The sequence below is a fragment of the Pseudomonas sp. PB120 genome, from assembly GCF_009761815.1.
Taxonomy (GTDB): Bacteria; Pseudomonadota; Gammaproteobacteria; order Pseudomonadales; family Pseudomonadaceae; genus Aquipseudomonas.
The window spans coordinates 1-6,421 of the sequence record NZ_RWIN01000071.1 but is presented as its reverse complement, the minus strand read 5'-3'; the positions used below and the strand labels follow the sequence as shown (position 1 = coordinate 6,421).

Here is a 6,421-nt window from a genome sequence, read left to right as displayed (position 1 = left end):
TGAGGCCATCTCAGTCACATCAATGCTGAATGACACGGCCTCATCGCGAGCAGGCTCACTCCCACAGGTATTCATTCCACACAGGGATTTGTGTTGTCTGGTCGGGCGAGGCTTGCCGTCAACGCGGTTTTGTTTGAAACTCCGCACCTCGTCCCCCGCGGCGACCCTGGATCAGCAGACAGGGTAATCACTGAGCTGGCAACCCTGAACCCCACTTTCAGAGGAGCCGGCCAACATGCCTGCGACCCGTACCTGGTTAAAAAATCCCCTCGCGATCTTCACTGCCAACGGCCTCGATGCCCGTGGCGGCCTGGTGGTGCAAGACGGTTTGATCGTCGAAGTGCTCGCCGCTGGCCAGCAACCTGCCCTGCCCTGCACACACGTATTCGATGCCCGTGAACATGTAATTCTGCCGGGACTGATCAACACCCATCACCACTTTTATCAAACCCTGACCCGCGCCTGGGCGCCGGTGGTCAATCAGCCGCTGTTCCCCTGGCTGAAAACCCTGTACCCGGTCTGGGCACGACTCACGCCGGAAAAACTCGCCCTCGCCACCAAAGTCGCACTGGCCGAGTTGCTGCTGTCCGGCTGCACCACCGCCGCCGACCACCACTACCTGTTTCCAGAGGGACTGGAAAATGCGATCGACGTGCAAGTCGAGAGCGTTCGCGAACTGGGCATGCGCGCCATGCTGACGCGCGGTTCCATGAGTCTCGGTGAAAAGGACGGCGGCTTGCCACCGCAACAGACAGTGCAGGAAGGCGAAGTCATTCTCGACGACAGTCAGCGCTTGATTGCCGAGTACCACGAGCGTGGCGATGGCGCGCAAATCCAGATCGCGCTGGCGCCTTGCTCGCCGTTTTCGGTGACCCCGGAAATCATGTCGGCCAGCGCCGAACTGGCGAACAAACTCGATGTGCGATTGCACACCCATCTGGCGGAAACCCTCGACGAAGAAGACTTCTGCCTGCAACGCTTCGGCCTGCGCACCGTGGATTATCTGGACAGCGTCGGCTGGCTCGGCCCGCGCACCTGGCTGGCGCACGGCATCCATTTCAACCCGGACGAAATCGCCCGCCTCGGCGCGGCCGGCACCGGCATTTGCCATTGCCCGAGTTCGAACATGCGCCTGGCCTCCGGCATCTGCCCGACCCTGGACCTGACGGCGGCGGGTGCCTTACTGGGCCTCGGCGTGGATGGCTCGGCGTCCAACGACGCGTCGAACATGATGCTCGAAACCCGTCAGGCTCTTTATATCCAGCGGCTTCGCTATGGCGCGGAGAAGATCACGCCGGAGTTGGTGTTGGGTTGGGCGACAAAGGGCTCGGCGAGTTTGCTCGGGCGTACCGACATTGGTGAACTGGCGGTCGGCAAGCAGGCGGACCTGGCGTTGTTCAAGCTCGATGAACTGCGTTTCTCCGGCAGCCATGATCCGGTGTCTGCGTTGCTGCTGTGCGGCGCGGATCGGGCGGATCGGGTGATGGTCGGTGGGAAGTGGCGCGTGATTGACGGGCAGGTTGAAGGGCTCGACCTGAAAGGCTTGATTGCCGACCACAGCCAGGCGGCTCGGCAGTTGATTGCCGGCGTCTGATCAAACGCCTATCAAAAACTGTGGGAGCGAGCCTGCTCGCGATGACGGTGTGTCAGTCAATGAATCAGTCGACTGTCAGTCTGCTATCGCGAGCAGGCTCGCTCCCACATTGGTTTTCCCACATTGGTTTTGTAGTGGGCTTAAAGACCAAGCAACGACAACATGATGAATGTCGCAAACAACACAAAATGGGTCATGCCTTCGATGGCATTGGTTTCCCCGTCATTGAGATTGATCGCGCTGACAATCAGGGTCAGGAAAATCATCACGGTCTGCACCGGCGTCATCGCCATCTGAAACGGCTGGCCGGTATAGAGCGCCATCGCTTCCATCACCGGCACCGTCAGGATCACCGTCGACAGCGATGCGCCCATGGCGATGTTGACCACCGACTGCATGCGGTTGGCCAGCGCCGCGCGCAACGCGGTCAGAATCTCCGGCGCCGCAGAAATCGCCGCCACCAGAATCGCCGTGATCACCGGCGGTGCGCCCGTCCCTTCCAGCCCCAGATCGAGGGTCTTGGACATCACCTCGGCCAATGCGCCGATCACCACCACGCCAAACACCAACGTGCCAATACTCAGGGCCAGATTGACCGGTTCATGCTCCTCCTCCGGGTCTTTCTTGCGACGTTTTTCCGGGTAGCTGTAGCTGAAGAAGTAGCTGTGCGGCCCGACCTGCATACGCAGGAACAAGGTATAGAGCACGATCATCGCGCCGATGGTGAATGCCGAGTACACCTTCCAGTTCACCTCGGGAATAAACTCCGGCACCACCATGGAAACGCCCATGGCGGTGAGGATCATCACGCTGTAGCTGCGCGCCGAGTCGTCGTTATAGGACTGCTCGCCATGCTTGATCCCGCCCATCAAGGCGGCGAGGCCCAGGATGCCGTTGATGTCGAGCATCACGGCGGAGTAAATCGTGTCGCGTACCAGCGTCGGCGAGGCTTCGTTGCTCATCATGATCGCCAGGATCACCACTTCCACCAGCACGGCCGCCAAGGTCAGGATCATTGTGCCGTAGGGGTCGCCGACTTTTTCTGCCAGCAGTTCCGCGTGATGGGCGACGCGCATGGAGGCCGCGACGATGAACGCGATCAGCACCAGCCCGCAGGCCAGCGCGATGGGCTGGCCACTGTGGAGCATCCAGTGTTCCAGCGGATAGGCGACGACGGCGGCGATCAGGGCCAGCAGCAAAAACGTTTCTTGCTTGAGAAGTGTGAGCATGGAGGGCCTTTTTTGCCGAGTGCCGCGAACGCAGCGTGATGAGTGACTGACTGCGGGGCGGCGCTAACGTTTCGTTTCACCTTAGCGCACCAGTGGATGGCAGACGGTTTGGCGCGTGCACTTTTATTGGCCTCCAGGGCCTCTTCGCGGGCAAGCCTTGCTCCCACAGGTTGGCGTCGCTCTTGTAGGAGCGAGGCTTGCCCGCGAAGGCTGCGACATGGTTTCGAAAGTTTTGTTGTCCTGTTGGTCAGCAATTTGCATTGGCCCCTCCAACCTCAAAACAAAATGGAGTTGGAATTCATGCACAAACGTCCGTTGAAGAAACTGCTTTGCGCCGTCACCGCCGCCATTGGTCTGAGCGCCAGCCTGACCGCCAGTGCCGCCGACCCGCTCAAAGTCGGTTTCGTCTACATCGGCCCGATTGGTGACCACGGCTGGACGTATCAGCATGAACAGGGGCGCAAGGTACTGGCCGAGAAGTTCGGCAACCAGATCACCACCAACTACGTAGAGAACGTCGCCGAAGGCGCCGACGCCGAGCGGGTGATCCGCAACATGGCCAAGGACAATTACGACCTGATCTTCACCACGTCTTTTGGCTACATGAACCCGACGCTGAAAGTCGCCAAACAATTTCCAAAAGTGACCTTCGAACATGCCACCGGCTACAAGCAGGACAAGAACCTCGGCACCTATCTGGCGCGCACGTATGAAGGTCGCTACGTCGGCGGTTTCCTCGCCGCGAAGATGACCAAGACCAAGAAGATCGGCTACGTCGCTTCGTTTCCGATCCCGGAGGTGATCCGCGACATCAACGCCATTCAACTGGCCCTGAACAAGTACAACCCCGGCACCGAGATCAAGGTGGTATGGGTCAACTCGTGGTTCGATCCGGGCAAGGAAGCCGACGCCGCCAACGCGCTGATCGACCAGGGCGTGGACGTGGTGTTCCAGCACACCGACAGCCCGGCGCCGATCCAGGCCGCCGAACGTCGCGGCGTGTATGCCGTGGGTTACGCGTCGGACATGGCGCATTTCGGGCCGAAAGCGGTGCTGACGTCGATCGTCAACGATTGGGGGCCGCATTACATTCAAGCGACTCAGGCCGTGCTTGACCATGCGTGGAAAACGCAGGATTACTGGGGTGGCTTGAAGGAAGGCACGGTTGAATTGCCGATCAGCGATCTGGTGCCGGCCCCGGTGAAAGCCGAAGCCGAGCAGATCATCGCGGACATCAAGAGCGGTGCAATGCACCCGTTCACCGGGCCGATCAAGGATCAGGCGGGCGTCGAGAAAATTGCCGCGGGCGCGACGGCGAGCAATGCGGAACTGGCGGCGATGAATTACTACGTCGAAGGCATGAAGGCCGATATTCCGAAGTAATCCCAGAGCCCCTGTAGGAGCGAGCTCGCTCGCGATGGTCGTCAACGATAACGCGTGAAGCAGGATGAACGCGTTGCCCTTGCCTCCATCGCGAGCAAGCTCGCTCCTACAGGGAATCATTTTCGTATTACAGGTCTGCGCAATGAACCAACTCCCCATTATCGACATCAGCCCGCTCTACACCGACGGCACAGCCGCCTGGCAATCCGTCGCCACGCAAATCGACCGCGCCTGCCGCGAGTGGGGCTTTTTCTATATCAAGGGTCATCCGATCAGCGCGTCGCGCATCGATGACGTGCTTGAGCACACCCGCCGTTTCTTCGCCCTGCCCACCGAAGAAAAGCTCACTATCGACATCACCCAGACCCGCCACCATCGCGGCTACGGTGCCATCGCCACCGAGCAACTCGACCCGAGCAAGCCCAGCGACCTCAAGGAAACCTTTGACATGGGCCTGCACTTGCCGGCCAATCACCCCGAGGTGCTGGCGGAAAAACCACTGCGCGGTCCCAACCGTCATCCCTCGATGCCGGGCTGGGAAGCGTTGATGGAACAGCACTACGTCGACATGCAGGCGCTAGCGCAAACGCTGTTGCGGGCGATGACCCTGGCGCTGAACATCGAGCACGACTTTTTCGACACTCGCTTCAATGAGCCGGTCAGCGTGCTGCGGATGATCCATTACCCGCCGCGTCACACCGCCAGTTCCGCCGACCAGCAAGGTGCCGGCGCTCATACCGATTACGGCTGCATCACCTTGCTGTATCAGGACGCAGCCGGCGGCCTGCAAGTGCGTAATGTCAGCGGCGAATGGATCGATGCACCGCCGATCGAAGGCACGCTTGTGGTCAACCTCGGCGACATGATGGCGCGCTGGAGCAACGACCGTTACCTGTCGACGCCGCATCGGGTGATCAGCCCGCTGGGCGTCGATCGTTACTCGATGCCGTTTTTCGCCGAGCCGCACCCGGACACCCGCATCGAATGCCTGCCCGGTTGCCAGGACGCAGCGCACCCGGCGAAATACCCGACCACCACCTGCGCCGAGTTCCTGCTCTCGCGCTTCGCCGATACCTACGCCTATCGACGGGAACAGGAAGCGCTTTCATGAACCGGTTGGTCAGGTTTTACCAATTGTTGCCGCGAGCACCTGTAGAATGCCGCCATTGCACCTGATGAGATTCGAAGAATGTACGACTGGCTGAACGCCCTGCCCAAGGCAGAACTGCACCTGCACCTCGAGGGTTCGCTGGAACCCGAGCTGCTGTTCGCCCTGGCCGAACGCAACAAGATCGCCCTGCCATGGAGCGATGTCGACACCCTGCGCAAGGCGTACGCCTTCAACAACCTGCAAGAGTTTCTCGACCTGTACTACCAGGGCGCCGACGTACTGCGCACTTCCCAGGATTTTTACGACCTGACCTGGGCGTACCTGTTGCGCTGCAAAGCGCAGAACGTGATTCACACCGAACCGTTCTTCGACCCGCAAACCCACACCGACCGTGGGGTGCCGTTTGAAGTGGTGCTCAACGGCATCGCTTCCGCCTTGAAAGATGGCGAGCAGCAACTGGGCATCACCAGCGGTTTGATCTTGAGTTTCCTGCGCCATTTGAGCGAAGAAGAAGCCGAGAAAACCCTCGATCAGGCGTTGCCGTTCCGCGAGGCGTTTGTCGCCGTCGGCCTGGACAGTTCGGAGATGGGTCACCCGCCAAGCAAGTTCCAGCGCGTATTCGATCGTGCGCGCCACGAAGGTTTCCTGACCGTGGCCCACGCCGGTGAAGAAGGCCCGCCCGAGTACATCTGGGAAGCCCTCGACCTGCTGAAAATCCAGCGCATCGACCATGGCGTGCGCGCCATCGAAGACGAGCGCCTGATGCAGCGGATCATCGACGAGCAGATCCCGTTGACCGTGTGCCCGCTGTCGAACACCAAGCTCTGCGTGTTCGATCACATGTCCCAGCACAACATTCTCGACATGCTTGAGCGTGGCGTGAAAGTGACCGTGAACTCCGATGACCCAGCGTACTTTGGCGGGTATGTGACCGAGAACTTCCATGCGTTGTACACGGACTTGGGCATGACCCAGGATCAGGCCAAGCGCCTGGCGCAAAACAGCCTGGATGCCCGACTGGTCAAGCCATAAGCAACACCGCAATAAAAAAACCTGTGGGAGCGAGCCTGCTCGCGATGGCGGTGTGTCAGTTGAAGTTTTTTC

5 protein-coding genes are annotated in these 6,421 nt (G+C 60.1%); 4 read left to right on the top strand and 1 reads right to left on the bottom strand.

Annotated features, from left to right (window positions below):
- The first annotated feature begins 235 nt into the window (after positions 1-235).
- Complete coding sequence (locus EJA72_RS13870; protein WP_157712009.1) at positions 236-1,594, top strand: 8-oxoguanine deaminase; 1,359 nt, start codon at positions 236-238, stop codon at positions 1,592-1,594.
- Positions 1,595-1,734: 140 nt separating this feature from the next.
- On the opposite strand, the gene EJA72_RS13865 is transcribed toward EJA72_RS13870, so the two are convergent.
- The gene (locus tag EJA72_RS13865; protein WP_157712008.1) at positions 1,735-2,823 is read right to left on the bottom strand and encodes a calcium:proton antiporter; all 1,089 of its coding nucleotides are present in this window, start codon (positions 2,821-2,823) and stop codon (positions 1,735-1,737) included.
- A gap of 300 nt (positions 2,824-3,123) precedes the next feature.
- On the opposite strand from EJA72_RS13865, the gene EJA72_RS13860 reads away from it, so the two are divergent.
- The 3 genes from EJA72_RS13860 to EJA72_RS13850 all read left to right on the top strand — a co-directional run bounded on the left by EJA72_RS13860 (position 3,124) and on the right by EJA72_RS13850 (position 6,349).
- Complete coding sequence (locus tag EJA72_RS13860) at positions 3,124-4,206, top strand: BMP family ABC transporter substrate-binding protein (RefSeq protein WP_157712007.1); 1,083 nt, start codon at positions 3,124-3,126, stop codon at positions 4,204-4,206.
- A gap of 142 nt (positions 4,207-4,348) precedes the next feature.
- Positions 4,349-5,317, top strand: coding sequence for a 2-oxoglutarate and iron-dependent oxygenase domain-containing protein (locus EJA72_RS13855; protein ID WP_157712006.1), 969 nt, complete (start codon positions 4,349-4,351; stop codon positions 5,315-5,317).
- 78 nt (positions 5,318-5,395) lie between these two features.
- Positions 5,396-6,349 (top strand): adenosine deaminase, encoded by a 954-nt coding sequence (locus EJA72_RS13850; protein ID WP_157712005.1) that lies wholly within the window; start codon positions 5,396-5,398, stop codon positions 6,347-6,349.
- The last annotated feature ends 72 nt before the right edge of the window (positions 6,350-6,421 follow it).

Bases quoted from the DNA above. Each gene is read 5' to 3' on its own strand.
- EJA72_RS13870 (WP_157712009.1), top strand. From the start codon at position 236: ATGCCTGCGACCCGTACCTGGTTAAAAAATCCCCTCGCGATCTTCACT.
- EJA72_RS13865 (WP_157712008.1), bottom strand. From the start codon at position 2,823: ATGCTCACACTTCTCAAGCAAGAAACGTTTTTGCTGCTGGCCCTGATC.
- EJA72_RS13860 (WP_157712007.1), top strand. From the start codon at position 3,124: ATGCACAAACGTCCGTTGAAGAAACTGCTTTGCGCCGTCACCGCCGCC.
- EJA72_RS13855 (WP_157712006.1), top strand. From the start codon at position 4,349: ATGAACCAACTCCCCATTATCGACATCAGCCCGCTCTACACCGACGGC.
- EJA72_RS13850 (WP_157712005.1), top strand. From the start codon at position 5,396: ATGTACGACTGGCTGAACGCCCTGCCCAAGGCAGAACTGCACCTGCAC.